This is a genomic window from Bradyrhizobium sp. 33ap4 (assembly GCF_032654765.1).
GTDB lineage: Bacteria > Pseudomonadota > Alphaproteobacteria > Rhizobiales > Xanthobacteraceae > Bradyrhizobium > Bradyrhizobium australafricanum.
On the sequence record NZ_JAUMTJ010000025.1, the window covers coordinates 63,367 to 89,194 of the forward strand.

A 25,828-nucleotide genomic window follows, 5' to 3' on the forward strand; every position below is an offset into this window, starting at 1 on the left:
CGGGGGCGATGACGTCATGCACAAGGACGTCATCGTCATTGCTGAGGGTAAAGCTTCTGCAGTCTCTGCAGACATGGATGGTATTGGCAAGCCGGAGCCGCTCAGCCTGCCTGTTTTCCGTGTTAGCGGCTGTCCCGGCGAGCGTGATCGCTAGGTACTGCAATCGGCGGCACTTCGTGCCGTCCAGAATTGTGCGACGCAATTTCGCGCATAACCGGCACTTGTTCCATTTCGAACAGGGCTAACGAAGAAGTCCCCGTGCAAAGTGCGATGTCGCGTTCGCAACAACAATCAGCCCCACGGGGCGAAGTGCGCTAACCGCTTTTATTTACTCCAGTTTTTGCGCACGCGACGGGCTGGCATGCTCGTTGCAAAAGTCTTGGACAGCAAGCCGCTCTCCAACAGCTAACCCTTGAAGGACATAAGCATGAGTCTCGCTACGACCCAGAGCATTGCAGAAATCAAGGCTCGCAACAAAGAGCTGATCGAGGAGGTGCTGAAAGTCTATCCGGAGAAGACCGCGAAACGGCGTGCCAAGCACCTCAACGTTCACCAAGCCGGCAAGTCCGACTGCGGGGTCAAGTCCAACATCAAATCAATACCCGGTGTGATGACGATCAGAGGTTGTGCCTATGCAGGATCCAAGGGGGTGGTCTGGGGACCGATCAAGGATATGGTCCATATCAGCCATGGCCCGGTTGGCTGCGGCCAGTATTCGTGGGGCTCGCGTCGTAACTATTACGTTGGCACAACGGGCGTCGATAGTTTCGTGACCCTGCAATTCACCTCCGACTTCCAGGAAAAGGACATCGTATTTGGTGGCGACAAGAAACTGATCAAAATCCTTGACGAAATCCAAGAGCTGTTTCCGCTCAACAACGGCATCACAATCCAATCGGAATGCCCAATCGGACTGATCGGGGACGACATCGAGGCCGTATCGAGAGCAAAATCCAAGGAATACGGCGGCAAGACCATCGTGCCCGTCCGCTGTGAGGGCTTTCGCGGCGTGTCGCAATCGCTTGGCCACCACATTGCCAACGACGCGGTGCGCGATTGGATTTTCGACAAGCTCGAGACCGACGACAAACCAAAGTTCGAATCGACCCCCTACGATGTTGCGATCATCGGAGACTACAATATCGGCGGCGACGCCTGGTCGTCGCGAATTCTGCTGGAGGAAATGGGCCTGAGGGTGATTGCGCAGTGGTCCGGCGATGGTTCACTCGCTGAGCTCGAAGCGACGCCGAAGGCAAAGCTCAATATTCTGCATTGCTACCGTTCCATGAACTACATCTCCCGCCACATGGAAGAGAAATTCGGTATTCCCTGGTGCGAGTATAACTTCTTCGGACCGTCAAAGATCGCAGAATCGCTGCGCAAGATTGCGGGCTATTTCGACGACAGGATCAAGGAAGGCGCCGAGCGGGTGATTGAAAAATACCAACCGCTGGTGAACGCTGTGATCGCGAAATATCGCCCCCGCCTAGAGGGCAAGACGGTGATGCTGTACGTCGGCGGGCTTCGGCCGCGTCATGTGATTGGCGCGTACGAGGATCTCGGCATGGAAGTCGTGGGCACCGGATACGAGTTCGGCCACAACGACGACTATCAGCGCACCGCTCAGCATTACGTCAAGGACAGCACGCTCATCTACGACGACGTCAATGGCTATGAGTTCGAGCGCTTCGTCGAAAAGCTCCAGCCCGATCTGGTTGGATCGGGCATCAAGGAGAAATACGTTTTCCAAAAGATGGGTGTCCCGTTCCGGCAGATGCATTCCTGGGACTATTCTGGCCCATACCACGGCTATGACGGCTTTGCGATCTTCGCGCGGGACATGGACATGGCGGTCAACTCGCCGATCTGGAAGAAGATGAAGGCTCCTTGGAAGGAAGCTGCGAAGCCGAAGCTCTTGGCTGCAGAATAACAAGCACTTGGTTCCAGAGTAGAGCAACCGATCCCGCTCTCTGGGGAGAGTTGGGGCGACATCAATTTCGATAGTAAAGGATCTTAACAATGGCGCAGAGTGCAGAACATGTGCTCGATCATGTCGAACTGTTCCGTGGTCCAGAGTACCAAAAAATGCTGGCCGACAAGAAGATGTTCGAAAATCCCCGCGATCCTGCCGAGGTCGAACGTATCAAGGAATGGACCAAGACGGCTGAATACCGCGAAAAGAATTTTGCGCGGGAGGCGCTCACGGTAAATCCGGCCAAGGCCTGCCAGCCGCTTGGGGCCGTATTCGTCTCGGTTGGTTTTGAGGGTACGCTGCCTTTCGTCCACGGTTCGCAAGGCTGCGTGGCGTACTACCGCAGCCATCTGTCGCGGCACTTCAAGGAGCCGAGCTCCTGCGTGTCTTCATCTATGACGGAAGACGCCGCTGTATTCGGCGGGCTGAATAACATGATCGACGGGCTCGCCAACAGCTACAACATGTACAAGCCCAAGATGATTGCGGTCTCGACGACATGCATGGCGGAGGTGATCGGCGATGACCTCAACGCCTTCATCAAGACATCGAAGGAAAAGGGCTCGGTTCCGGCAGAGTTCGACGTGCCGTTCGCTCACACGCCGGCGTTCGTCGGCAGCCACGTCACTGGCTATGACAATGCGCTCAAGGGCATCCTGGAGCATTTTTGGGACGGAAAGGCAGGAACAGCGCCGAAGCTGGAGCGCGAGCCAAACGAGGCAATCAACATCATCGGCGGTTTCGATGGCAATACCGTTGGAAACCTTCGCGAGATCAAGCGAATCTTGGCATTGATGGACATCAAGCACACGATTCTCGCCGATAACTCTGAAGTTTTCGATACCCCGACCGACGGCGAGTTCCGAATGTATGACGGCGGTACCACGCTGGAAGATGCGGCTAACGCGGTTCACGCCAAGGCGACAATCTCCATGCAGCAATGGTGTACGGAAAAAACGCTGCCGTTCGTATCCCAGCATGGCCAGGACGTTGTGTCTTTCAATTACCCGGTCGGGGTATCTGCAACCGATGATTTTCTCGTGGCGTTATCGCGCATCAGTGGCAAGGAGATCCCGGAGGAACTTGCGCGAGAGCGTGGCCGCCTGGTTGATGCCATCGCGGACTCCAGCGCGCATATCCATGGCAAGAAGTTCGCGATCTACGGCGACCCGGATCTCTGCTATGGGTTGGCTGCCTTTCTGCTCGAACTCGGTGCCGAACCGACTCATGTGCTGTCCACCAACGGCAACAAGGCGTGGCAGGAAAAAATGGAGGTGCTGTTTGCAAGCTCGCCATTTGGACAGGCTTGCCAAGCCTATCCGGGGCGGGACCTCTGGCACATGCGTTCGCTCTTGTTTACCGATCCGGTTGACTTTCTGATTGGCAACACCCACGGCAAGTATCTGGAGCGCGACACAGGAACGCCATTGCTTCGCATCGGATTTCCGATTTTCGATCGACATCACCATCACCGCTCCCCTGTATGGGGCTATCAGGGCGGCTTGAATGTGCTGGTGAAGATCCTCGACAAGATCTTCGACGAAATCGACAAGAAAACAAATGTTCTAGGCAAAACCGACTACAGCTTCGACATCATTCGTTGATGGCAGACAATGCGCTGCGACATCGCCGAGGACTTCGGCGATGTCGCAAGGGGCATGTGGTTGGCCATGATGGCCTTGCATTTGATTTCGATCGAAAGGAAAAACGAATGAGCTCGCTAGCGGCCAGGGTCCAGAGTATTTTCAACGAACCGGGCTGCGCCAAGAATGGTAGTAAGTCGGAGGCTGAGCGCAAAAAGGGCTGCACCAAACAGCTGCAGCCTGGCAGCGCTGCGGGCGGCTGTGCGTTCGACGGCGCAAAAATTGCGCTGCAGCCCTTTACCGACGTCGCTCACCTCGTACATGGTCCGATCGCGTGCGAAGGCAATTCGTGGGACAATCGCGGCGCGGCGTCTTCCGGCTCTAGTCTGTGGCGCACCGCATTCACGACCGATATGAGCGAAACCGATATCGTATTTGGAGGCGAGAAGCGGCTCTGCAAAGCGATCAAGGAGATCATCGACAAGCACGACCCGCCCGCCGTCTTCGTCTATCAGACCTGCATCCCGGCCATGATCGGCGACGATATCGACGCGGTCTGTAAGGCGGCGTCTCAAAGGTTCGGCAAGCCGGTGATCCCGATCAATTCCCCGGGGTTCGTTGGTTCGAAGAACCTCGGTAACAAACTCGCCGGCGAGGCCTTGCTCGACTATGTGATCGGAACGCAAGAGCCGGACTACACCACACCGTACGATGTCAACCTCATCGGAGAATACAATCTCTCCGGAGAGCTCTGGCAAGTGAAGCCTCTGTTGGATGAGCTTGGAGTACGGATACTCTCCTGCATCTCGGGCGATGCCAGATATCGCGAAGTCGCTTCATCCCATCGGGCACGAGCGGCGATGTTGGTGTGCTCGAAAGCCATGATCAACGTCGCACGCAAGATGGAGGAACGCTACGGCATTCCGTTCTTCGAAGGCTCGTTCTACGGTATCCAGGATTCGAGCGAATCGCTGCGCCAGATTGCCCGCTTGTTGGTTGAGCGCGGCGCGCCGATGGATTTGCTTGGACGCACCGAAGCTGTGATCGCCCGCGAGGAAGCGAGAGCATGGGCCGCGATCGGACCGTACAAGCCACGATTCAAAGGCAAGAAGGCTTTGTTGATCACCGGCGGCGTCAAGTCCTGGTCGGTTGTTGCGGCACTCCAGCAGGCCGGTCTCGAACTGGTCGGAACCAGTGTGAAGAAATCGACGAGGGAGGACAAGGAACGCATCAAGCAGCTGATGGGGCAGGATGCCCACATGATCGAGGATATGACGCCGCGCGAAATGTACAAGATGTTGAAGGACGCCAAAGCGGACATCATGCTTTCGGGCGGCAAATCGCAGTTCGTTGCGTTGAAGGCGGCGATGCCTTGGCTGGATATCAACCAGGAGCGGTGCCACGCCTATATGGGCTATGTCGGAATGGTCAAGCTGGTGGAGGAGATCGACAAGTCGCTCTCCAACCCGATGTGGGAGCAGCTACGTCGACCGGCGCCATGGCAGGCCTTGGCCAAGGCGATGGTGCAGATGCAATCGCCGGTGGCCGCGATCGCCTGCGATCCGGCAGTCACGGAGCGGGCGCGGCGCGCGAGGAAGATCTGCTTCTGCAACACAGTCGATCTCGGCACAATTGAGGATGCGATCTACGCTCATGGCTTAAGCAGCGTCGATGCAGTCAGAGACCACACCAATGCAGTCGGTGGTTGCTGCAAGCAACGCATCGAGGACGTTCTGTCGTCTTCGCCGCCTGCCGGGCTGCAAGCCGCCGAATAGGGACGTGTCATGGCCATTGCCACGGTGCCGACAAAAGCATGCGCGGTTAACCCGTTGAAGATGAGTCAGCCGATCGGCGCCGCTTTTGCCTTCATGGGGCTAAGTGGAGCGATGCCGCTTCTGCACGGCTCACAAGGTTGCACCTCCTTCGGGCTCACCCTCTTTGTGCGGCATTTCAAGGAAGCTGTACCACTGCAGACCACCGCGATGAGCGAGGTCGCGACCGTGCTCGGCGGCTACGAGAATCTCGAGCAGGCGATACTCAATATCTATAACCGGACCAAGCCAAAAATCATCGGAATCTGCTCGACGGGCGTCACCGAGACCAACGGCGACGATGTGGATGCCTACCTCAAGCTGATCCGCGACAAGCATCCGCAGCTCGCGAAATTACCGCTGGTCTATGTCTCCACGCCTGATTTCAAAGGTGCGTTCCAGGACGGCTGGGAGAAGGCTGTGACGCGCATTGTGGATTTGCTGGTGGAAAGGCCAAACGTCAGCGGCCTGCGCGATCCATCGAGGGTGAATGTTCTTCCAGGATGTCACCTCACGCCCGGTGACCTTGATGAACTCCGCACGATCCTGGAGGATTTTGGGTTGCGGCCGTCGTTCCTGCCTGATCTGGCGAGGTCGCTCGATGGGCATATTCCCGACGAGTTTACGGCAACGACCATCGGCGGCATAGGCGTCGACGAAATCGCGAGCATGGGGCGTGCCGGATGGACCATCGCGGTCGGCGGGCAAATGCGGCGAGCAGCGGAGGTCATGCAGGCCAAAACGGGCGTGCCCATTCGCTTGTTCGAACGGCTGTGCGGTCTCGATCCGAACGACGACTTGATGACTTTCTTGAGCGAGATCAGCGGTCGCCCGGTCCCGTCGAAGTATCGGCGCCAGCGTGGCCAGCTGGCCGATGCAATGCTGGATACGCACTTCCATATCGGCGGTCGCAAACTTGCGATCGCGGCGGAGCCCGACCTGCTGTTCGACCTGTCCAGTATGCTGCACGACATGGGGGCGGAGGTGGCCGCGGCGGTGACGACTACGCAGTCGGCCGTGATCGAGCGGATCAAGACCGAAGAGGTGCTGATTGGCGATCTCGAGGATCTGGAAGAGCTTGCCAAAACCAGGCGTTGCGACCTGTTGATCACGCATTCGCATGGTAGGCAAGCGGCGGCCCGGCTGAAAATTCCGTTCTATCGAGCCGGCTTTCCGATGTTCGATCGGCTTGGCGCAGGACACCAATTATCCATCGGGTATCGTGGTACGCGCGATCTGATCTTCGACATCGCCAATCTCCTGATCGCGGACCGCGAGGAGAATCATCAGCCCACGCCCGATAGCTGGCGGGGTCGGGCCGCACTGCCCGCGGCGGCCGCCAACCGCAGCTCCAAGGGAGCGACTGAGAGGTCGATTGCATGAAGGTCGCGTTCGCCACACAAGACCTAAGACAGGTCGATGCCCATTTTGGTTGGGCAAAGAATATCGCTATCTACGATGTCGCGCCAAGCGGACACGTGTTTCTCAAGGCGGTTGAGTTTGAGGGAGATCTCAAGGAAGACGGCAACGACGATAAGTTAGCGCCGAAGATCGAAGCGATTAAGGATTGTGCAATCCTGTACGTTGCCGCAATCGGCGGTGCTGGCGCCGCGCGGGTGGTAGCCAACAACATCCATCCCATCAAAGTGAACAAGCCAGAGAACATCCTTGTGCTGCTCGAAAAGCTCGAGCACGTCCTGAAGGGCACGCCGCCGCCTTGGCTCCGCAAGGCCTTGGCGAAGGACCAACGCCGCACATTCGAGTTCGACGAATGAGGTGAGATGACCGAGGCCGTAGAAATGGAGCAGCCGCGTGGCGACCTTGATGCGCCGTTTCTCAAGGAACTCGTCAAGATATGGCGCGCTCAGGATGCCAATGGAGCGTGGGAGGCAAAGAGCGATTTCGACCTGCTCGAACCCTATATCTTGGACAAGGAGAAGCGGCGTGCGCTGCCGATCGTCGGCGATCCTGATCCCGATACGCTGTGGCGGCTGGAGCTGTTCTTCAATGCGGTTGCACTCTCGATTGAGAAGGCCACCGGCGTGATGATCCAGCCGATGCTGAAGATGCATCATGAAGGCTTTGGCCGCATGGTGCTGATCGGAGGTCGGCTGATTGCGGTGAACAAACAGCTGCGCGATGTGCATCGCTTTGGTTTCGACAACCTCGCAATGCTCGCACAGGAGGGAGACAAATATGTCAGGAGCGGGATCGATTTGATTCGTAAATTTCCGGACGTGGCGAACTATTGAGGGCACTCATGAGCGATCGTGAAACACTGAAGGCAGAACTAAAGAAACTGTCGGCTAAAGCGTTACAAGCGAAAATGGATCTGCACGATCTTTCGGAAGAGCTTCCTATCAACTGGGCATCAATCATGGCGGTGGCAGAGAAGGCGCACCGTGCCTACGCCGAACTCGAACGCAAGAGTCTGGATTTGAAGGCGCTGGAAAATATCTAGAGGGTTTCGACTCATGTCGTTTGCAACGCGCGATGGCCGCGACTGGACGCCGGACTACCTGATCTCGATCGATGCCAAGAAGTGCATCGGCTGTGGCCGCTGTTTCAAAGTGTGCGGTCGGGACGTCATGACGTTGAAAGGAATCAACGAGGAGGGCGAACTTGTCGATCTCGACGATGACGAGGACGATGAGATCGAAAAAAAAGTCATGGTTCTGAGTGATCAGGGCGCCTGCATCGGCTGCGGCGCCTGCAGCAGGGTTTGTCCGGCCAACTGCCAAACCCACGTTCCGGCCGAAGCTGAAGCTGTCTGACCCGCCGCCGTATCCCTCCCCCGCAGGGCGTTACGGTCAAAAATACAGCCATCGTTGAACTTCCTGAGCAGTGACCGCAACAAAGATCGGACCGGAACGTGGCTGTAACGCGAACCGTTTTAGGTCGTAACGAATTACGAAATGCTGTTTCCGATGCAGCGGCACGCTTGTTCGGTTGGGGATCAGGAGGAGCGTACGTTTGGTCATGGTATGACCGTGGACAGATCCCCTTCCGTCCCCGACCGACTTGCGCTTCATTTGGTCTCTAGCTTTAGTCTCTAGCTCCGAACCGACGTGATCACGGCCAAAGCCTCGGCCGTTGGTGGCTGACAATAACCCTTGCTAGGAACGGTGCCAGCGGTCGGATCAGACCTGCAGGACGCAGAGAGCCAGCTCAGGCGCGACCAGTCTAGCGCAATAGGAGTGCAGTTCCTCAACAGGAGAAAACATATCGTCGAATCGCAATGCGCTGCTGATGGCTTAGCGTTCGCGTGAAAGTTTCGGACAGGCGCCTTGCCTGTGCGTCAGGTTGTGGTCAGCTGGTCTGGATATCCTCACCCGCAGAGCTTGCGCGGCACGAGCTCAACAACATGCAATTTTGCCGATAGGAGAGCGAAGCTGATGTATGGCAGAATCGTTGGTGCGTCCGATCAGTCGGCAAGCGGTAGCCAGGCCGAATGGGAAGAGGCGGGAGACAGCTCCCGCTTTTCGGAGGCGGTGGCGGGTATGGATCCGGGTGAGTCCTCATCAATGACGCGATACACTCTCACTTCCAGTCCTCCGATCATCGAGATTAACCGATCTTCCTTCATGGATGGAGTAAGAAGATATTTGGGTAGCGACATCATGCAAATCGCAAGTAACCCAGAAGAGTACTCGGATTTCGTATCCGAGAAAGCGGAGCGCGCGGCAACGGTTGCTGGAAGCTATGCCAGCACTTACGATGATCCGAACAAACAGGCAAAATTCTACAGCTATCAACTGGGTGACGAAAGTGTCGGGCTTCTAAGGGCAGGTGGCCCCGCCACGATCAAAGGAGAACGTTTTCTGCGGCAGTTTGGGCGTAGCGACGTCACGTCCGTGGTAGATCTCCGCATTACTCATCCGCTGGTCGAGAATGCTGGGGATATTTTGCTGGAGCATCAGTTGCGAATGGACGGCAAATATCCGCTGGTCTTGTCACGTCCTGCCGTAGAAGGCATGGAACCACGTCTGGCGGAAATGGGTTTTGTCCACTTCGGCCGGAATTACTGGGTGCTTGATCCTCACGAGCATCCCGAGGTGTGGACGAAGAACGAGAACGATCAGTGGCAGCGAACGGACAAGCCTACAAAGTATCTTTCCAATTCTGATGGTAATGATGTCGGCAATTTCGAGACGGTATCCTCCGACGATGATCCTGCGTTCTATTTGGAGCGCGCCATGGAAAGAATGGGTTTGGCGCAAGACGATTCGGAATGACGAGACTGGCTCGAAAATGACTGGTCCTTCCTCATTGCTAGCGCAAAAGTATTAACCTCCAGAAGGGAGCGCATGCTCGCTCGCGCTCCCTCTCGTCTGGATCTCGGGCTTGCGGTCCTTGCCGGAAGTAGCCTAGCGTTGTGCTTCGCCGAATCGGCAGGACCTAGATACCCGGCCGGTGGACCGAAAGGAGCGGGCACCCGCGAGCTGCGATCGTAAGTTGTTGCAACATGCTTGGCGGTCGCAACCGTGAAGTTTGAGCCGGAACAACTCGAATACCACCGGCGACGGCTAAGTGTGGTTTCGCGGTTGCAATCCTGCCCCCAATCGCATCAGCGTGTCTTGGCATAAACACCAAAATCCAGACGCTTCACTCATTCAAAAGTATGCCAAGATCACTTGTCGTGGCATTCACGTGCGCAATCTGGCTTATTCGGTGCTGTCGGAAGGCATTGATGTTCTGCGAGCGACAGTGCGTTTGATGGGCCGGCAAGTAGTTCCAGAACGGTGGCGAAGGCTGTGCCGCGTAGTGATGTCGCAGCGCAAAGCCAAATGTTCGCGTGGATTGGCCTTGACCCGTAGAACCGTGTCAACAAGGATCTTGCACTGTATGGTTGATTGCACAGCGACAGTAAAAGACGTCTAACATTAAGCGAGCAGCGAATGCAGCCAGATGCCGTCTACGCGATTTGCGGCTTTAAAGATATTCCAAGCTGCCGAGCCATGGGATTCCATCTTATGGTCATAGATGACGAGGGTAATCGACGGCCGTGGTCCATCGTTGTGATCCGATGGGGAGGAGCGTGCTTGGCTATGTCAATAAATGCCCGCACAACGGCGTCAATCTGGACTGGGAGCGGAACGAATTCCTCGATCCATACGGCGTTCGACTGATGTGCGGCAAGCACGGATCGACATTCGAGCTCGGCACCGGCCAATGCGTCGAAGGTCCTTGTAAGGGTGGAACGCTCACGCCGATCGCGTTGATAGTCCTGGATGGAGATATCTGCGCCGTCGGCGTGAGTCTTGTCGAAGACGATGCTTCCCGCAGCGAATGAAGCTTGTTCAGACGGGCCGGTTTTCGTTGCGGTTTTTCACGGGGGCCATCCTCTTAAGTCCATCTTCGTACGAGATCTCGTCATCGGACAGATCGAGATCCTTTGCCGCATCGAGCAGGTAATCGAGCTTGCCACCTGAATCGAGTTTCTTGATGTCATCCTTGTTGACCCCGACCAGGTCCATCATCTCCTTCCAAACCGTGGATTCATCGCACGGCAGGACGTGAAAGATAACGTCACCCAGCTTGATTCGGTATTTCGCGAGCAGGTCTATGTTGTTGCAGAACATGAAGTAGCTGCCGTCTGGGCTTAACGCGCCGTCCAGCACGCCTGCAACGTCGGCCAGATACGCGAATGAATGCAGATAGCCGGCCAGCACCGGAATGACCCGTTCTCCGCTCTGCGCAATCGTCAAAACCTGCTCGATCGAATAGTCCGGCGGCCGTTTCTCGTCCGCGACCTGGGTCTGGAATTTCAGTGCGATGTCGCCGCGAAAGCCGAACCGGCCAGGCTTAATGGTCCCGCCTTTGAATACGGCATTGAGCAGGCGGCCCTCCCTCTCAAGTCTGCCGAGCGCGGTGTTCTCGATTGTAGTCATAAAAATCGTCCTCGATCTAAGCGTTTCACCGACGCCTTGGCCGGTGTGAGACGCACTGCAAATTGCTTGCCGTCCACGCACAGCAGTCTTCGACGTAGCTTGGAAGGAAAAGGCGTAAATGGGCTCAGGCCGCCTCAAGCAGTCTTGTCGGAAATTCGACGCGAGTGCCAAAGCCAACAGGCACGATCCGAAAAGGCAAACATCATCAATCCTCTGCACGCTGGCACATGACTTGCCATAAGCAAGTGGTCCGAAGCAGATGAAGGATAAGCCATGATCAACCTGACGGATAGCGCGGTGAATGCGGTCAAGAGCGCGATTTCATCATCGGCCCAGCCAGCAAGCGGGCTGCGCATTATGGTCGAGGCAGGCGGCTGCAACGGGTTCAAATACATGATGGGTCTTGAAGAGCAACCGAAGCCCGACGACAAAGTGATCGAGTGCGGCGGCCTGAGGGTGTTTGTCGACAACAAGAGCCATGAGCATCTGGTCGGCACAACCATCGATTTCGTGATGGCGCTGGAGAGCCCAGGCTTCACCTTTCATAACCCGAACGCCACTTCGAGCTGCTCGTGCGGAAAATCGTTCAGCTAACAAAAAAGAGACGTCAAGCATGCTGACCGAATCAGAGCAAATGAGGCAATTACCGGCCGCCACGACCGACCGGCCGAGAACTATCCATTCGTGTCGTAATCGAAGATGTCCGACCCATTCTGCAACGAGGCAGCGACAGTCGGCTGCACCGGATCGATCGCAGCAGTGTCGTGGTCAGCCTTGGTGCCTGCGCGTTCTGCAAGCTTTCAAGGGGGCGCTTGAAGACATTCAGGGGTGGCTTGTCAATAGGCTCTGCGAATTCGTCCGCTTATTCCCGGTAGCTGCCGCAGCCAAGGCGTGAGATTAAGCGAGGGATCAAGTGCCGATTTATCTCGACAACAACGCGACGACGCGGACCGATCCGTCCGTTGTGCAAGCCATGTTGCCATTCTTCACCGAACAATTCGGCAATGCGTCATCCAGCCATACGTTTGGCGGCGAGGTCGCAGTCGCGCTGAAGCAGGCGCGCCGTAGCTTGCAGGATCTGTTGGGCAATGCCCACGATCATGAGATCGTTTTTACCTCCGGTGGGACCGAGGCGAATAATGCCGCCATCCTCTCGGCGCTTGCGATCCAAGAGGACCGCGACGAGATCGTCACCACATCGGTTGAGCACTCCGCCATCCTTTCCCTGGTTGAGCAGTTGGCGACGCGAGGCGTCAAGGCGCATATCGTACCGGTAGATTCCCGCGGCCGGCTGGACATCGAGGCGTTTCGCTGCGCGCTCGGGCCCCGTACGGCGGTCGCCTCGATCATGTGGGCCAACAACGAGACCGGTACGATTTTTCCGGTGGAATTTCTGGCCGGATTGACCCGTGAGGCAGGCGCCCTGTTCCACACAGATGCGGTCCAAGCCGTTGGAAAGGTACGTGTCGACTTACAGGACAGTGCGATCGACATGTTGTCGCTTTCAGCACATAAACTACATGGCCCAAAAGGGATCGGTGCGCTCTATCTGCGCAAAGGAACAAAATTCCGGCCGCTGATCTGGGGCGGATTACAGGAACGTCGGCGCCGCGGCGGAACTGAGAATATTCCCGGCATCGTCGGTCTTGGAAAAGCGGCAGAGCTGGCGCTGGAGCGGCTCGAGCCGGAACGAGTTCGCATTGGTGCGTTGCGAGACCGCCTGGAGCAGGGGATTTTGCATAATGGCGAGTGCGCGGTGCTCGGCGATGTCAGCAACCGGCTAACGAACACGGCTAATATCGCTTTCGATGATCTCGACGGCGAGGCAATCGTCCATCATCTCAATCGCGCGGGCATTGCCGTGTCGCTGGGATCAGCTTGCAACTCCGGCTCAATGGAGCCATCGCATGTTCTGCGCGCCATGCAGGTACCGGAGCGGAGCATGCGCGGCGCGGTGCGCTTCTCTCTGTCGCGTGAAACCTCCTTCGCCGAGGTCGATGAGGTCGTGTGCGTACTGTCAGAAATCGTGGCTCGATTGCGCGCCAACTTGCGGGAGTCTGCCAGTCTGGCCAACTATGCGCCGCAATCGAGGGAGTTGAACTCTTGAAGATCATGATCCGCCGCTCTCCGGACGCGGGCCTATCGATCTATGTGCCGAAAAAGGATCTCGAAGAACCGATCGTGGAATCCGAGCACGAAACGCTGTGGGGCGGCTGGATCAAAATAGCGAATGGCTGGGTGCTCGACTTGCCGGAGATGGCAAGCGATACACGATTGCCGGTGACAATCAACGCCAAAAAACGGGGCGAGAACGGTGACGATCCGTGAAGGCGACTCCACAGATCGATTTTGTCAATGGGACCGATGCCAAGGCCATTCTCGCGGACGTCGCTGCCGGGCTCAGGGCCGCGCGCGTCGTTCCTTATCTTGGTCCTGGCCTCGTCGAATTGTCCAGACCCGATGTGCCGACGACACCTGAGGCGTTATCTGAGTTCTTCGCCAGCAAGGTTGCGCTGCCGCGGCGGGCAAAGGGCAATGCATGGGCCGCGGCACAGCACATCGAGATCAGCAAACATCGCTCCACCGTGACGGCATTGATGGCGCAGGCCTTCGCTCGGCCGGTCGAGCCGACCAGGTTGCACGATCATCTTGCGTCTCTGTCGCTGCCCATCATAATCGACACATGGTATGATGGGGCGATGCGCGCGGCGCTGGATAAGCGCGATGGATGGGGCGAAGTGCAGGGTATCAGCCGCGTCGGCATTGGTGAGAATCGCTGGTATCGCTTTTATGACTCGGTTGGCCGAGAGGTCCACAGTGTCGTGGCGGACAGCTGGGCGACGGTATTGTACAAGCCGCACGGCGGCGTGCAGCCGGCAAATAACTTCCTGATTGCCGATGCCGACTATGTCGAGGTGCTGACCGAAATCGACATCCAGACACCGATTCCGGACATCATCAAGGAAAGGCGGATCGGACAGAGCTTTCTCTTCATCGGTTGTCGCTTTAACGATCAGCTGTTGCGTAGCTACGCCCGGCAAGTCATCAAGCGATCGGCCAATACCCATTATGCAATCGTCGATCTGGATGCGATCTCGCGCAATGAGCTCCGTTTTCTGCGCGAGCAAGGCCTGATGCCGCTTGCGATTGGTCTGCCTCGCGCGGTCGAGATACTGCTCACCCATTAGCGGCGTTGCGAAGCCGGATTCCCCAGCTCGTATTGCCCGTTGTGAGGTGGCCGCATCGCATTAAGGCCAACAGAGATGGCGCCGGGGAGAGCGCGACCTTGGTGCGTGAATGAACGCAACAGCCGTGGGGCTCTGCGCCAAAAGCACGACGTGCTTGTCGCGCTTCCTACATTCGCGCCATTGCTGGTCCTGCATGCCTGGGCGTTGATGCTCCCCCTAACCCTTTGGCGTATAGCTGCAACGTCATCGTCTCCGCGATGGCATGTGAGTTGCTACTGCTCTTCTTGCGGGTCTCTCGGGGGTAGTCCAGGGAGGCCGATGATTGCCTGCAGGGAGAACTGGAAAATGAACGCGGTCGTCGGACGCGGGAAATATGCCGAAGCTGCGGTAGGTGCCGGAAAGATGGTGCAGACGGCCGCCGAGCATAAGGGCTGCCGCACCTCGTCCAACATTGGCCAAGCGCGTTGCGGCTCGCGGGCGGGACAAGGCGATCTGCCGACCGAGATCTGGGAAAAAGTGAAGAACCATCCCTGCTACAGCGAAGAGGCGCATCATCACTACGCCCGCATGCACGTCGCTGTGGCGCCAGCCTGCAACATCCAGTGCAATTACTGCAACCGCAAATACGACTGCGCCAACGAATCGCGCCCGGGCGTAGCGAGCGAGAAGCTCACGCCTGAGCAGGCGGTCAAGAAAGTGCTTGCGGTTGCGGCCACCATTCCCCAGATGACCGTGCTTGGCATCGCCGGTCCGGGCGACCCGTTGGCCAATCCAGAGAAGACGTTCAAGACGTTCGAACTCGTCGCCAAAGCGGCTCCGGACATTAAGCTGTGTCTTTCAACCAATGGGCTGAGCCTGCCCGATTATGTTGACATCATCGCCAAGTCCAAGATTGACCATGTCACGATCACCATCAACACGATCGATCCCGAAATCGGCGCCAAGATCTATCCATGGATCTTCTTCGACCACAGGCGCCACACCGGCATCGACGCGGCAAGGATACTCACTAATCGTCAGCTGCAAGGCCTGGAGATGCTCAGCGAACGGGGGATCCTGTGCAAGGTCAACTCTGTGATGATCCCGCATATCAACGATCATCACCTGGTCGAAGTCAACAAGGCGGTGAAGTCGCGAGGCGCCTTCCTTCACAATATCATGCCGCTGATCTCCGCACCCGAGTACGGAACAGTATTTGGCTTCAACGGTCAGCGCGGGCCGACAGCGCTGGAATTGAGGGCGCTGCAGGATGCTTGTGAAGGGGAGATAAACATGATGCGCCACTGCCGTCAGTGCCGGGCCGATGCTGTGGGTCTGCTCGGAGAGGATCGCAGCGCGGAGTTTACCACTGACAAAGTCATGAAGATGGACGCCGAATATGACCTCGACGTGCGCCAGGCTTATCGCGACCAGGTAGAGGATGAGCGTGCCGCCAAAGGCAAGGCCAACAACGAGGAACTCGCGAAATTGGCTGGGGAGACGAGTGAGATCTCGCTTCTGGTGGCAGTCGCAACCAAAGGCTCGGGGATAATCAACGAGCACTTTGGACATGCAAAGGAATTCCAAATCTACGAACTTTCCACTTCCGGCACAAAATTCGTCGGCCACCGCCGTGTGGACGTCTACTGCCAGGGCGGTTATGGGGAGCAGGATAGGCTGTCCACCATCATCCAGGGCATCAATGACTGCCACGCGGTGTTCGTGGCCAAGATCGGCGGCGGCCCGAAAGGCAATCTGATCAAGGCTGGAATCGAGCCGGTCGATCAATACGCGCATGAGTTCATCGAGAAGTCGGCAATTGCCTGGTTCCGGTCCTATCTCGACCAGGTGAAGAGCGGTGAGATCCAGCACGTGACGCGCGGCGATGCTTCGATTCGACAGGGAGCCCTGAACTCTGCGGCGTGAGGAGGTTGTGTGCCATTCAAGATCATCGCCTCGCAGTGCACGAGCTGCTCAGCCTGCGAGCCATTGTGCCCGAACGTTGCAATCTCGGAGAAGGCTGGGATCTTCGTCATTGAGCCGGCAAAATGCACCGAATGCGTTGGCCATTTCGACGAGCCGCAATGTGTTGCTGCCTGTCCGGTCGACAATACCTGCGTCATTGACACGTCCTGGCCGCGCTACCACGCGCCAGCCTGAAGGGTGAGCTCCATGAACGGATTCCCGCCGCCGCTTGATGATGTGGACCAAACTGTACCCGGGAACGCGGCGCAAGGCCATGCCCTGTTTCTGCGGCGGCGGAACGAGGGCCATCGCAGCCTTGCCAGCCGAGCTGGAACTCCATTTGATGCAACCGAGTGACGCTGATGCTGGCTGACCATACCTATGAGCTTAGTCGCGCCGTGGCGCACCGCATCGCGCCGCAGCAGCTCGGCCAATTGATGAGCGACGAGGAGCTCGAGTTCCGCCACATCGTGGCACGCGGTGTCTCCAATGAGCGGCCGCTAGCCACAGCGAACGACCTAGACGCCCCTGTGCGGGTCGAGAACATACAGCGCCCGTTGCCGGGGCCGCTAACTGCTCCACAGCGTGCCCCTGGCCCACACGTCTACCATGCAGTGGCGCGCTGCATTGCCGCGGGTGAACCGGCAGATGGAGATAAGGACGAATTGATGCGGGACCTCGCATGCGCCGGTATGGCGGCGTCCCTGCGTGTCCACGAGGGAGTGGTGCATGAATAAAATCGTTCGCGATAGCGACGTCGTCGAGCTCAGTGGGCCGCCGGTCTTCAGTTTTAGCGAAAAGGTCCGCGCCAATCGCACTATCCGCAACGATGGCACATATCGCGGCAAGGAGATCGGCGAGATTTTGGTCAAGAAGGGAGATGTCGGTTACGTCGTTTCGATCGGCACGTTCTTGCAGCAATTCTACATCTACGGCGTCGAGTTCCTCGAAAGCGGCTGCCGCGTTGGCATGAAGCGCAAGGAGCTTGAGTCGGTGGACGCATGCGAGGAGATCGATGATCTGCCATTGCCGGAAGAGACTGTGTATGACTGAGGTTCGCTTTCCGAAGTATCGGCGGGGCCAGCGCGTCAAAGCTGCAGTTGACCTCATCAACGACGGCTCTTTTCCCGATACCGAGCCCGAGGGTCTCGTGCTCGGCGCCGGAGCAACCGGCGAGATCGTAAGGGTCGCTATCCATACGGAGGCGGACGTACCGATCTATACTGTCGATTTTGGCGAGCGGCGGCTCATTGGCTGTCTTGAAGAGGAAATCACCGCGCTTTGAGGGGGCTTTCGCGATGAATGCCGGGCTGATGAGGAAGGTAAAGACCGGGCTGGTCCCTCACCCGAACGAGCTGGATCGCAAGCGGATCGAGCGCGGCTTGAGCTCGCGCAATCGCTATCTCTATGTCTCGCCGAACGTGACGCCGGTGAAGGGCGGCTATCTGGTCGAAAGTCCATGCTGCTCGCGCAATATCGACACGGATGGCGGCCTCATTGATGTCGCGCTGATTCTTTATGATGCCGTGAGCGGGATCTGGAAAGTGTTTCGCAAGAACCACGCGCAAGGTATCTGGGAGTTTTACAGCCTTTACCACCGCCTGAGTTCAGCAATCGACGAATTGAACGCGGATCCCGAGCGCTTGTTCTGGCAGTGACGAATTGCCGTTGACGAATCATGGAGAAGTCACGATGGCGCTCACTGCGGAGGAACTGATCGAAATCGAGCGACTGCTTGCGGTCGATGACGCCGACACCGGTCCCTTCGTCGAGCTGCGGCGCCGCTTTCCGCGGCTTGCATGCGTTCGCTGCGATGCGTCGGATGTGACGGATCCGCCGTTTCGGCAATTTCCTAGTTTCGATCTGCATTTGCTCGATGGGTCGGATCACTGCGTGCAGATTACAGCCGATCCGAAGCGGGCGACCGCTATCGTGTTAGCGAAGAGGAATACTGTAGGGTGAACGGAATTGAACTGGCAGAGCATCGGCTTGATGGCCCGGACGGGAAGGAGGCAAATACATCCTTCATTCCACTGTCCGATCCCGATATCAGCTTCGCCGAGCTCTCCGCCGTGGAAGCGCTTCTGTGCTCGCCGCAGATCTCCAATGGGCGGATCACCGAGGCGTTCGAGCAGGCGTTTGCTGTCTATCTTGGCCGCAAATATGCGGTAGCAGTATCGAGCGGCACCATCGGGCTGCTGCTGGCGCTCAAGGCACTCGGCGTCGGGCCAGGACAGGAGGTCATTGCCTCGCCGTATTCCTTTCGCGAGACGGTCCATGCGATCGGTCTCGCAGGCGCGCGGGCGGTATTTGCCGACATCGACTATTGGTCGGGAACATTGCTCCCAGAGAAAGCCGAAGAGCGCATCACGGCCAACACGCGGGCGATTGTCGCCGGTAATCCCAACGGCCATCCCGCGCCGTGGTCAGAACTGCGTGTGATCGCGCAGCGCCATCATCTGGCACTTTTGGAGGATTCCACCGAAGCAATCGGATCGCGGTACAAGGGCGAACTCGTCGGCCGGTTTGGCGATCTGGCGGTTTTCGACTTTGCCCAACCCCTGGCCCTAAGCTGCGGCGAAGGCGCAATGGTGGTAACGGACGATATCGACCTTGCGGTTGGCGTGCGCCGCTATCGCGCCCACCGCCTGGACGAGCGCTCTTCCGTGATCGTCGGCGCCACAGCACCGTACCAGGCCGGCATGAGCGATCTCACGGCAGCCTTGGGGCTGGCGCAGCTCCAGCGTCTCGATGAAATCCTGGAGCGTCGTCGCCTGGTGGAGCAGCTCTACAGCGCGCATATGCAATCATTTGAAGGTATTAAGCCGCCTTACGTAGGCCCTCATGTGACCGAGGTTAACTGGTTGCTCTATCTCGTCCATCTGGGAACGCGCTTCACGCGATCCGGCCGCGACGCTATCGTCGAGGATCTGCGCGCCGCCCAAATTGAATCCGTCGCCTATAGCCATCCTCTGCACTTGCAACGCCATTATTTCGACCTCGGCTATCGCCGTGGCGATTTGCTGGTTACGGAAAAGATCGCCGATCGCGCCCTGGCACTGCCGTTTCACACTCATCTTTCGAACGACAAGATCGAGTTTATTGTCGAGACCATGAAAGATGCGTCGATCAACGTGGGCGCGGGTGCAGCGATCTACTGAGATGCGAATCATCCACCACACGGAAGGACGAGCATTTGAATAGCGATGATCGTAGTTGTGCTTCATCGCGCCGGATGAGCAAGGTCGAACGACCAAGGGCGGGCCCGTGAGCACGACCTGCTCGAAGGTAGCGAGGCGCGGTCTGAAATCCACGGCTCGAGGCCACGCGCGAGGCTGCTGGAAACCGAGCTATTTGAGATCCTCAGTCTCGGCTCGGGTCTTTAAAGTCGGCTAAATAGGGAATTGCAATGGACCCGCAACAAGTCATCATTCACGTCCGCTTCGGTCCGAACGGGAGGGTGATCCAAATCAGCGAGCGCCCGGCGAAGCTCACGCCGGACCAGTGGTTTGATGTGCTCAACACCCGTGTCGGTTCGAATTATCGACCGCTCGCTCGTGGCCGCGGCGCTTTCCGGCTGGCCCGGACTACGGTCGAAGCCTTCAAGCAGGAAACTGCGAGGCCCGGATGAGCAAAGGGATGATTGGCAACCCGATGAGTGACCAGATCGCGGTTTTCGCCGTCTGTCCCGCCGATGCCATCGAGCGAAGTGGCGCCAGGGGCTTCAACTTGTCGCGAGTCGACGACCGCGGCGAAAGCCGCCCGTTTCCAATTATTGTGGTTCGCACGTTCGGCGACGACTATTTAGGGTACGTCAATCGCTGTCCGCATGATAGCTTATGGCTCAACATCGGCTCCGGCGAGTTTTTCTCCTCTGACCGCTCCTTTCTCAGATGCGGCAGGCACGGTGCCAGATTTGAGATCGACACTGGGCTATGCATCGATGGTCCCTGCAATGGACAAGCGCTTGAACCGGTCGCGCTCGCCATCATCGACGGTGACGTCTGCCTGTGCGGCGTCAGGTTACTGGAGGACGATCGGTTGTGCGACTCGTTTGAGGACAGCGACGAAACCATGGATATTACGATTCATCCTGATTAACAGGCGTATCACTTGGCCGCTAATCAAGTCGCTTTAGCGCGCATCGCCGAATAGAGCCATCGGACTCACGAGTACTGTCCCGGACCCGCGTCAATACGTGTGAACTGAGAGTGAAAGCTGGCGGGTCTTGCCGGAGTCCGAACAGCAACCGCGATCTTGGCGGCACCAACGAGGTTTCTGGCGCTAGCTCACCGAACGGAGCGAGCAAGGCCATTAGTTGCCGGTGGATAGAATTTTCGAGAAGGAAATGCCCTCGGCGGCTACAAGCTCGCCGAGGGCACCGTCTGGGCTGTATGAAATGGGGAGGCCCAGACTGACAGGACCGTTTGGTCTGGAGGAATGACGATCCTGTGTCCCGATTTTCCTATGTTCCGATTTTTTGGCCGACCGCTGAAGCGGGCGTAGCAATTGCAATGCCAAGCCTCCGTTCATGCGATGGCCTAGCGGTCGCCGCCATCTCGTCAGCCGACGGCGTCGGCCAAGGTCGATGCATTAACGGGGACATGGGCGCGCTACGTACGAACTGCGAATGGCTGAGGCGGAAGAGTGTCGAACGCGATGCAACATTTGTCATGCACGAAACAGAGGCGGGCGACATTGTCGCGAGCTCGGCATAATTGTCGGTCGTCTCGGAGCGAAGAATGAGATTGTTGGAGAAACAAGCGCTGCGCAATCTGGTGCGGAACTTGCTTTGGGGAGTTGGATGGTCGCGTAAGTGATGAGGGAAAAGAAGATCACGACGCTGAAATTGATCATGGCGGGTTGTTTCATATGGCAAGCATCTGTGGCTGATCGGTCAGCGATGATCATCAATATGTCGCCCGCTCATTTCGCCTGCCTTCGCAAGCACGAGTGTAAATTGGTTATGGCCGATACGGCGTTCGAATGAAGAGAAGACGTTTTGGGCGGATGCGCCCGGATCTTGTCTCTTCTCAGATGAAGCCGTTGATTGCAGGATAGACGCATGAACGCAGAAACCGAATTCGAGCTTCCTCAACTTTATCGGCATCACGTCTTTGCCTGCCACACGCAGCGTCCGCCCGATCATCCGCACGGCAGCTGCGGCGCTTCTGGGGCGCAGGCCCTCTGGGATCGGATGGGTAAGGCAGTCGAAGCCCAAGGCCTCACCGATGTCGGTTTCACCGTGGCGGGCTGCCTTGGCTTTTGTAACTCCGGTCCTTTGATGGTCGTCTATCCAGACGGGATCTGGTATCGCGCCACCACGCCCGAAGACGTTGATGAAATCGTAGACTCCCATCTCAAGCAGGGCAAACGTGTCGACCGCCTCGTGATGGTGCTGAGGCGAAGCTAAAGGCTCCGTTTTAGCGCCGCTTGCCCGGGCGTCGTCTATATGGGCAGCTTATACGCCCAGCCAGCTGGCATCTCGGCATGTTTCCGATGATCGGGGCGCCCTAACGCTTCCAGTACGTGCGCAGCGGCGGACTACTGAACCGTCGTTATGGCCCTGGATCCGGATCATCTGGTGAGAGGGAAGCCTCGACCGGAGTCCTGCTCATGATCGGGGCCGATGAGCCCTGAACTCAAGTCTGTTGCAGGCGCGATCGTTCTCACACGGTGGCGTTCGGGCTTGAATTCTCGGCTCCGATAAGCAGGGTGACCGCTTCTGCTTCCGCCGAGAAGGAAACACGATTAGGATTTTATTGACCGCTATTGGCTCGATCTGTTTGTGCTCCGTCATTTACCGCCACGTCCAAAGCTCGCAGCGAGAGTAAGCTGCGAATGGCTCCCGGCCTTCGGCGAGACGACGTGTCGTTTTACACATCATCCCGCTCGCCTTTGTACTGCACTACAGCGGGAAGACGCGCCAGACGAGGCGGCGCGTCCGAGAGCTCACTGAAGCGAGTTCTTAGCGTCAGAACTTGTAAGTGATGCCGCCGCTGACGAGCCATGGGTCGATATTCGCGCGGCCGGTGACAGCAATTGCATTGTTTACGGTCGCCGAATAATTCGGTCGCAACCACAACTTCTTCACGTCGAAGTTGAGACCCCAATGACGGTCAAGCATATAGTCGAAGCCGAATTGGACCGCGGCACCAAACTGGTTGCTGATGTGCAAATCCGTCACTGCAGGGCCAGTGAGTGACGTATTGGCTGCGGATTGGTTGAAGAATACGGTGTAGTTGATGCCCGCGCCGATGTAGGGCTTGAACGGGCCGAAATCGGTGAAGTGATATTGCAGAGTCAGGGTTGGCGGCAACAGCCAAGCTTTGCCGACATCTAGACCAGTTAGCGTGCCCGTGCCGCTGATGTGATGACGGGTCACGCCGAGAATGAGTTCGGCGGCAACATTGTTTGTGAAGAAATAGGTGATGTCGAGCTCCGGTACCACTTGGTCGCTGATCGATAGTCCGGAAGCGGGCGAGGACAGCGCCGGCGCCCCTGCAACATTGACTGAGCTTCCGGCGGTATCCGGCAAAACGCCAAGCACGCGCAAGCGGATCATCCACGGATTGAAGGGCTCAATCTGAGGCGCTTTGTAGTAGATCGGGGCCCGCGCCAGGTCCGCGGCCTTTACCGGGATGCTGGCCAGCGGGGTGGCGAGCGCAAGCAGCGATGCCGTTGTCAGAATTGTCGTTGTCCTCATCGAATTCTCCATTCCAAAGTTCGCGCGAAGAGTCGCGCGAGACTTCTGTCACACATGGCAGACGGCGAAGGATTTGATGCTGATCAAATGGCGGCGGACGTAGCGCAATTCTGCAGCCACGTTGCATAAGGATCACGGCCGCGAGCTTCGCGTTCTCTGTCTAGATCGTTATTCAGTTCAATGTTCTGTCTGAGCCGAATCTATTCAATAAGCCGCGTCTCGGCGTAAAGCGCCGGCAAATTCAGACTGAAGACATCATGTGCGATAAGCGCGATCGAGCTGCGGCGGTTTCACGCAAGCGGGCGATGGAAAGGTCGTATTCAAGCCGAGCAGCCTGGGCGCTGCTGGTTACGAAGAGCCACGCACGCCGGCATTCTCAGCGAAGTACCGTCAGCCATTCTAAAAATGGACGGGAGTGGGAGGATCGTTGTTCGGATTGGTTGGCGGCAATAGTAGTATGATCGATCGTTTCCTCACAACGATGGACAGTGCGTGTCCTGTCGTTCCTGGGAGCGCCCCTCAAGATCATCTTGCGTATCCCGACCAAGAAGCGACAGCACGAGTTCATGATCGAAACCGGCGCATCTTGCACCGTCGGCGTTGATCAGCGGTCGTCTGATCAGAAGCGGATCTGCCAGCATCGCCGCGAGCGCACTCGCGGCGTCGATTGTGTCAGGATCGATGTGCCCCGACTTGATACGAGGGGCGGCTCGGTTGAACCAGGATGCGATCGGCATACTGCCGAAGAAGCGTCGCAAGTCCTCCGCAGCCCATGGCTCCTTCAATATATCCTTGGCTATCAGGTCGTGGCCAGCGGCCTTCAGCGCCAGCATCTGACGCGCATTGGCGACGCAGCCGGGCTTCCGATAAAAAAGGATTGTCGCCATGGTGTACCTCATGTGGCTGCGCCGAGCTGAACGGTCGGCGGCAGTTCCGCTACGTCCGAAAGCGCATTTTGACACCGTTGCGCACCATCGCCCGTCAGTGGCGTAAGCACCGTACCGTGCGTGCGCTGGCGTTAGTGCGATCGACGGCCGTGATCTCCCGGGGTGGCTCGCAAACGAGCAAGATCCGAGCCAGCTAGAAATTGAGCCGCCAACTTATCAACGAGCATCGGCCTTTTATGTCTCATAGCGAATCTCGAAACAGGACCCAGTTAGCTTCGATCCGTAGGCGGCCGCGTGCTTCTTGCTGCCGTAAGGTCATGCGTCGATCTGATCAGCTGGATCGCGAGTTATGCCGCACAATTGATTTCGTCATCCGCGATCCACGAACACCCTCGCCAGGCCACTTAGAGGTTCCGACTTCGACCTGCATTTCACTCTTCGCAAATTGCCGACCACCGGCTTGCAAGAAAGGGAGCAAGTCCCGTTCCATTTAAGGGCATTGGATCAGGTCATGCCAAGCTGCGGCTTTTCGGTTGATGGGTATTGCCGTTGTTCGTTTTCTGACAGGGGCGAAGATCCTGTCCGTCCAAAACGTCTTGGGGCTACTCAACGGACAGTTGGTTTTTTAGAACCTAATCAGAAGCTTAATGAGCCTGGATAGCGTTGGCACGGCAGTTGCTATTCACCGGCAGCAACACTGAGTGAGGGGCTGGGTGCACGCCGACGCGTAAGACGAGCGATGCGCTCCTTCCCTTGAACCCGTGTGCCCCGTTTCTGAAAGAGAAACAAGCTCGCGTGTAGGAAGCACGCAACTTTTGGCAAATCGGTTGATGGAGAACTAAATGTCTTCACTGAGACAAATCGCGTTCTACGGAAAGGGCGGCATCGGCAAGTCGACCACTTCCCAGAACACGTTGGCGGCACTGGCCGAAATGGGCCAGAAAATCCTGATTGTGGGATGCGATCCTAAGGCGGATTCGACCCGCCTGATCCTGCATGCCAAGGCGCAGGACACGATCTTGAGTCTTGCAGCGAGCGCCGGCAGCGTGGAGGATCTCGAACTCGAGGATGTGATGAAGGTCGGCTACAAGGACATCCGCTGCGTGGAGTCCGGTGGCCCTGAGCCGGGTGTCGGCTGCGCCGGCCGCGGTGTCATCACCTCGATCAATTTCCTGGAGGAGAACGGCGCCTACGAGAACATTGACTATGTCTCCTACGATGTGCTCGGCGACGTCGTTTGCGGGGGCTTCGCGATGCCAATCCGCGAGAACAAGGCGCAGGAAATCTATATCGTCATGTCGGGTGAAATGATGGCGATGTATGCCGCAAACAACATCTCCAAGGGCATCCTGAAATACGCCAACTCGGGTGGCGTGCGGCTGGGTGGCCTGGTCTGTAATGAGCGGCAGACCGATAAGGAGCTGGAGCTGGCGGAGGCGCTGGCGAAGAAGTTAGGCACTCAGCTGATCTACTTCGTGCCGCGCGACAATGTGGTGCAGCATGCCGAGCTGCGGCGCATGACGGTGCTCGAGTATGCGCCCGAGTCGCAGCAGGCCGATCACTATCGCAATCTTGCAACCAAAATCCACAACAATGGCGGCAAGGGCATCATTCCCACCCCGATCTCTATGGACGAGCTCGAGGACATGCTGATGGAGCATGGCATAATGAAGGCCGTCGACGAATCCATCATCGGCAAGACCGCCGCCGAACTCGCGGCCTCATAAGGGTCGCGGGTCGCGGCCTGTTGAAGGCGCGCGACGGATGCCGGTCTCCCTCACCCCCCATCCGGGGAGACCGGCACTCTAACAGCACTCGACCAGCCAGAACGGGGCGGGGCAAACGT

General features: G+C 57.6%; 29 protein-coding genes and 1 pseudogene. 27 read left to right on the plus strand and 3 right to left on the minus strand.

All coding sequences use genetic code 11. The annotated features are described in order from the left end of the window. Positions 1 to 16: 16 nt before the first annotated feature. The 11 genes and pseudogenes from Q2M23_RS20550 to Q2M23_RS20600 all read left to right on the plus strand — a co-directional run bounded on the left by Q2M23_RS20550 (position 17) and on the right by Q2M23_RS20600 (position 10,659). Entirely contained in the window at positions 17 to 154 is a 138-nt protein-coding gene (locus Q2M23_RS20550) for a hypothetical protein (RefSeq protein WP_316396816.1), read from the plus strand. Positions 155 to 427: 273 nt separating this feature from the next. Further along, positions 428 to 1,930, plus strand: a complete 1,503-nt coding sequence (nifD, locus tag Q2M23_RS20555; RefSeq protein ID WP_092084247.1) for a nitrogenase molybdenum-iron protein alpha chain — start codon at positions 428 to 430, stop codon at positions 1,928 to 1,930. An 89-nt stretch (positions 1,931 to 2,019) separates the two neighbouring features. After that, the gene (gene nifK / locus Q2M23_RS20560) at positions 2,020 to 3,576 is read left to right on the plus strand and encodes a nitrogenase molybdenum-iron protein subunit beta (protein WP_316396817.1); all 1,557 of its coding nucleotides are present in this window, start codon (positions 2,020 to 2,022) and stop codon (positions 3,574 to 3,576) included. Positions 3,577 to 3,683: 107 nt separating this feature from the next. Next, entirely contained in the window at positions 3,684 to 5,330 is a 1,647-nt protein-coding gene (gene nifE / locus Q2M23_RS20565) for a nitrogenase iron-molybdenum cofactor biosynthesis protein NifE (RefSeq protein ID WP_316396818.1), read from the plus strand. A 9-nt stretch (positions 5,331 to 5,339) separates the two neighbouring features. Further along, the gene (nifN, locus tag Q2M23_RS20570; RefSeq protein WP_316396819.1) at positions 5,340 to 6,749 is read left to right on the plus strand and encodes a nitrogenase iron-molybdenum cofactor biosynthesis protein NifN; all 1,410 of its coding nucleotides are present in this window, start codon (positions 5,340 to 5,342) and stop codon (positions 6,747 to 6,749) included. After that, the gene (gene nifX, locus Q2M23_RS20575) at positions 6,746 to 7,141 is read left to right on the plus strand and encodes a nitrogen fixation protein NifX (RefSeq protein ID WP_057018197.1); all 396 of its coding nucleotides are present in this window, start codon (positions 6,746 to 6,748) and stop codon (positions 7,139 to 7,141) included. The genes nifN and nifX overlap by 4 nt, the downstream gene beginning before the upstream one ends. Positions 7,142 to 7,147: 6 nt before the next feature. After that, complete coding sequence (locus Q2M23_RS20580; protein WP_253588065.1) at positions 7,148 to 7,618, plus strand: NifX-associated nitrogen fixation protein; 471 nt, start codon at positions 7,148 to 7,150, stop codon at positions 7,616 to 7,618. Between the two features lie 8 nt (positions 7,619 to 7,626). Next, a complete protein-coding gene (locus Q2M23_RS20585) occupies positions 7,627 to 7,827 on the plus strand; it encodes a CCE_0567 family metalloprotein (protein ID WP_316396820.1) in 201 nt (66 codons plus the stop codon). A 13-nt stretch (positions 7,828 to 7,840) separates the two neighbouring features. After that, a complete protein-coding gene (gene fdxB / locus Q2M23_RS20590; protein ID WP_092084232.1) occupies positions 7,841 to 8,140 on the plus strand; it encodes a ferredoxin III, nif-specific in 300 nt (99 codons plus the stop codon). A 621-nt stretch (positions 8,141 to 8,761) separates the two neighbouring features. Continuing rightward, complete coding sequence (locus tag Q2M23_RS20595) at positions 8,762 to 9,601, plus strand: host specificity protein (RefSeq protein ID WP_316396821.1); 840 nt, start codon at positions 8,762 to 8,764, stop codon at positions 9,599 to 9,601. A gap of 663 nt (positions 9,602 to 10,264) precedes the next feature. Continuing rightward, positions 10,265 to 10,659, plus strand: a pseudogene (locus tag Q2M23_RS20600) (Rieske (2Fe-2S) protein). A gap of 7 nt (positions 10,660 to 10,666) precedes the next feature. Here Q2M23_RS20600 and Q2M23_RS20605 read toward each other — a convergent pair. Next, entirely contained in the window at positions 10,667 to 11,257 is a 591-nt protein-coding gene (locus Q2M23_RS20605; protein WP_316396822.1) for a hypothetical protein, read from the minus strand. Positions 11,258 to 11,530: 273 nt separating this feature from the next. On the opposite strand from Q2M23_RS20605, the gene Q2M23_RS20610 reads away from it, so the two are divergent. From Q2M23_RS20610 to Q2M23_RS20680, 15 genes are all read left to right on the plus strand, one after another. Beyond that, positions 11,531 to 11,851 carry a HesB/IscA family protein gene (locus Q2M23_RS20610; RefSeq protein WP_069277623.1) on the plus strand — a complete coding sequence of 107 codons (321 nt, stop codon included), beginning with the start codon at positions 11,531 to 11,533 and terminating at the stop codon, positions 11,849 to 11,851. Between the two features lie 319 nt (positions 11,852 to 12,170). Next, the gene (nifS, locus tag Q2M23_RS20615) at positions 12,171 to 13,364 is read left to right on the plus strand and encodes a cysteine desulfurase NifS (protein WP_092084227.1); all 1,194 of its coding nucleotides are present in this window, start codon (positions 12,171 to 12,173) and stop codon (positions 13,362 to 13,364) included. Further along, positions 13,361 to 13,585, plus strand: coding sequence for a putative nitrogen fixation protein NifT (nifT, locus tag Q2M23_RS20620; protein WP_069277625.1), 225 nt, complete (start codon positions 13,361 to 13,363; stop codon positions 13,583 to 13,585). The genes nifS and nifT overlap by 4 nt, the downstream gene beginning before the upstream one ends. Then, complete coding sequence (locus tag Q2M23_RS20625) at positions 13,582 to 14,445, plus strand: SIR2 family protein (RefSeq protein WP_316396823.1); 864 nt, start codon at positions 13,582 to 13,584, stop codon at positions 14,443 to 14,445. Before nifT ends, Q2M23_RS20625 begins: the two co-directional genes overlap by 4 nt. 345 nt (positions 14,446 to 14,790) lie before the next feature. Further along, entirely contained in the window at positions 14,791 to 16,350 is a 1,560-nt protein-coding gene (gene nifB / locus Q2M23_RS20630) for a nitrogenase cofactor biosynthesis protein NifB (protein ID WP_316396824.1), read from the plus strand. A 9-nt stretch (positions 16,351 to 16,359) separates the two neighbouring features. After that, positions 16,360 to 16,584, plus strand: a complete 225-nt coding sequence (locus Q2M23_RS20635; RefSeq protein WP_316396825.1) for a 4Fe-4S binding protein — start codon at positions 16,360 to 16,362, stop codon at positions 16,582 to 16,584. Between the two features lie 158 nt (positions 16,585 to 16,742). Further along, positions 16,743 to 17,126 carry a hypothetical protein gene (locus tag Q2M23_RS20640; RefSeq protein WP_316396826.1) on the plus strand — a complete coding sequence of 128 codons (384 nt, stop codon included), beginning with the start codon at positions 16,743 to 16,745 and terminating at the stop codon, positions 17,124 to 17,126. Next, complete coding sequence (locus tag Q2M23_RS20645) at positions 17,119 to 17,442, plus strand: nitrogen fixation protein NifZ (protein WP_057018208.1); 324 nt, start codon at positions 17,119 to 17,121, stop codon at positions 17,440 to 17,442. The genes Q2M23_RS20640 and Q2M23_RS20645 overlap by 8 nt, the downstream gene beginning before the upstream one ends. Next, a complete protein-coding gene (locus Q2M23_RS20650) occupies positions 17,435 to 17,674 on the plus strand; it encodes a nitrogen fixation protein NifZ (RefSeq protein ID WP_057018209.1) in 240 nt (79 codons plus the stop codon). The genes Q2M23_RS20645 and Q2M23_RS20650 overlap by 8 nt, the downstream gene beginning before the upstream one ends. Before the next feature lie 13 nt (positions 17,675 to 17,687). Continuing rightward, positions 17,688 to 18,047: a DUF3024 domain-containing protein gene (locus Q2M23_RS20655; RefSeq protein WP_316396827.1), complete on the plus strand. Its 360-nt coding sequence runs from the start codon at positions 17,688 to 17,690 to the stop codon at positions 18,045 to 18,047. Positions 18,048 to 18,081: 34 nt separating this feature from the next. Next, a complete protein-coding gene (locus Q2M23_RS20660) occupies positions 18,082 to 18,351 on the plus strand; it encodes a hypothetical protein (RefSeq protein WP_316396828.1) in 270 nt (89 codons plus the stop codon). Between the two features lie 5 nt (positions 18,352 to 18,356). Further along, positions 18,357 to 19,550: a DegT/DnrJ/EryC1/StrS family aminotransferase gene (locus Q2M23_RS20665; protein ID WP_316396850.1), complete on the plus strand. Its 1,194-nt coding sequence runs from the start codon at positions 18,357 to 18,359 to the stop codon at positions 19,548 to 19,550. Positions 19,551 to 19,798: 248 nt separating this feature from the next. After that, positions 19,799 to 20,020 carry a hypothetical protein gene (locus tag Q2M23_RS20670; RefSeq protein ID WP_057018212.1) on the plus strand — a complete coding sequence of 74 codons (222 nt, stop codon included), beginning with the start codon at positions 19,799 to 19,801 and terminating at the stop codon, positions 20,018 to 20,020. Beyond that, positions 20,017 to 20,490: a Rieske (2Fe-2S) protein gene (locus tag Q2M23_RS20675; RefSeq protein ID WP_316396829.1), complete on the plus strand. Its 474-nt coding sequence runs from the start codon at positions 20,017 to 20,019 to the stop codon at positions 20,488 to 20,490. The genes Q2M23_RS20670 and Q2M23_RS20675 overlap by 4 nt, the downstream gene beginning before the upstream one ends. Positions 20,491 to 21,454: 964 nt before the next feature. After that, positions 21,455 to 21,802 carry a (2Fe-2S) ferredoxin domain-containing protein gene (locus tag Q2M23_RS20680; RefSeq protein WP_316396830.1) on the plus strand — a complete coding sequence of 116 codons (348 nt, stop codon included), beginning with the start codon at positions 21,455 to 21,457 and terminating at the stop codon, positions 21,800 to 21,802. Between the two features lie 561 nt (positions 21,803 to 22,363). Here Q2M23_RS20680 and Q2M23_RS20685 read toward each other — a convergent pair. Together Q2M23_RS20685 and Q2M23_RS20690 are read right to left on the minus strand one after the other, a co-directional pair. Beyond that, the gene (locus tag Q2M23_RS20685; protein WP_316396831.1) at positions 22,364 to 23,095 is read right to left on the minus strand and encodes an OmpW family protein; all 732 of its coding nucleotides are present in this window, start codon (positions 23,093 to 23,095) and stop codon (positions 22,364 to 22,366) included. A 473-nt stretch (positions 23,096 to 23,568) separates the two neighbouring features. After that, positions 23,569 to 23,982, minus strand: a complete 414-nt coding sequence (locus Q2M23_RS20690) for an ArsC/Spx/MgsR family protein (RefSeq protein WP_316396832.1) — start codon at positions 23,980 to 23,982, stop codon at positions 23,569 to 23,571. 842 nt (positions 23,983 to 24,824) lie between these two features. On the opposite strand from Q2M23_RS20690, the gene nifH reads away from it, so the two are divergent. Next, a complete protein-coding gene (nifH, locus tag Q2M23_RS20695) occupies positions 24,825 to 25,709 on the plus strand; it encodes a nitrogenase iron protein (RefSeq protein WP_057018216.1) in 885 nt (294 codons plus the stop codon). The last annotated feature ends 119 nt before the right edge of the window (positions 25,710 to 25,828 follow it).